Annotated in this window: 2 protein-coding genes; both read right to left on the bottom strand. The window is 47.2% G+C overall.

Going from position 1 to position 1,287, the window contains the following annotated elements; genetic code table 11:
- On the bottom strand, positions 1-447 hold a 447-nt coding region (locus C516_RS21460; protein WP_245558798.1), incomplete at its 3' end, for an HNH endonuclease.
- A 40-nt stretch (positions 448-487) separates the two neighbouring features.
- A partial coding sequence (locus C516_RS20945; RefSeq protein ID WP_156831311.1) for an AAA family ATPase occupies positions 488-1,287 on the bottom strand: 800 nt, incomplete at its 5' end.

Below are 1,287 nucleotides of genomic sequence, written 5' to 3'. Positions count from 1 at the left end.
TGTTCTGCTGTCGCTGGAGAACCTTTCACCTTTACCGGTATTGCAATCCTTGCAACAGGGGACCAGATTTAAGGGCACTACAGCCAGCTGAGGATAACGGGACTTCGGCAAATAATGATCCAAGGTAGATGCCTGACCGTGCCCGCATAGCGGACATCGTCCTCGCGGGGCTCCAAATAGCAACTTTTCATAAAACTCTCGCGCAGGCTTACCATTCGGAACCATATGCAAACTATAAACATCTTTTAGTTCCTTTTTAGTTACTGCTCCTAGCACAGCCTGCCCATCATCACAAATTTTCTGAGAAATAGAATAAAGCACTTTACATGTGCCTTTGTGGTCATAGTCAGCCTCTGCCGCGTCTATATCGCTTGAAACCAGACTCAGCCGTTTACGTAGGTCAGTGTCTCGAATGCTTGAAATGCACTTATCGAGCACGTCGCTCACCCTGTCGCTCGGCGCTTTTAGTGCCCTCATGATACGTACCTTATTCGGTTCCTTTTTCCGATAAAATCGCCCTCAAAAGGGCTTTTCCCTCGAACCCCAGGCGATTTCTATATTCTTCTTCAATTTCTTCGAAGCCTTTCCCTTCTTCCACCGACTGTGCTAGCAAGTCGTGAAATCCAGACTTAGAAACTTCTAGACCAAACACCTCCCTCGTCAATACACCTACATTCTCTGCAAAGGTTTCTATCTCAGGCTCGTCGACTTCCGACGTTAATCTACTCCTCCGAATAATGGATACACATGACTTGGGCACCTCCTGTAAAACCACGGGTGAGTGAGTCGCAACGATAGCCACGCCATTCCTGTTAACCAGCAAATCTGAAAGTGCCCTAGTAAATGCTGACAACAATGGTGGATGCAAATGGCTTTCCGGTTCGTCAATCAAAACTAGAGTCTTTTCTTCGACGGCTTCAACCAACCTCGTAACTGTTAATAGAACACTCGCGTGCCCAGCGCTCATCCGTTCAAATAATTGCGCAGCCTTTCGTTTGAAGGTATTTTTGCCCTCAGAGGGATCTTCAGAATGGACATCACCAAGCCGACACAAATCCATCTCGGCGAAGTTGTGGTCTGACTCGAGCCTTTTTACCGCATCCATCCAGCGACCTCTTTTGGCCGTTAAGGAAAAGGATGCTTGTAAGCTTCTTACATACTCTTGACACAATTCGGTTTTGGTCTTGAGCTGCCATGACTCTTGCCCATTATTCATGACGCGTTTCTTTAGCCCGACATAATAATAGCGCATTCCTACGCTAGGATCTATTTGTTCACCCGGCGGGA

The sequence above is a fragment of the Arhodomonas aquaeolei DSM 8974 genome, from assembly GCF_000374645.1.
GTDB lineage: Bacteria > Pseudomonadota > Gammaproteobacteria > Nitrococcales > Nitrococcaceae > Arhodomonas > Arhodomonas aquaeolei.
Note: the sequence above shows the minus strand (reverse complement) of the source record. Positions and strands in the feature narration are given on the sequence as shown.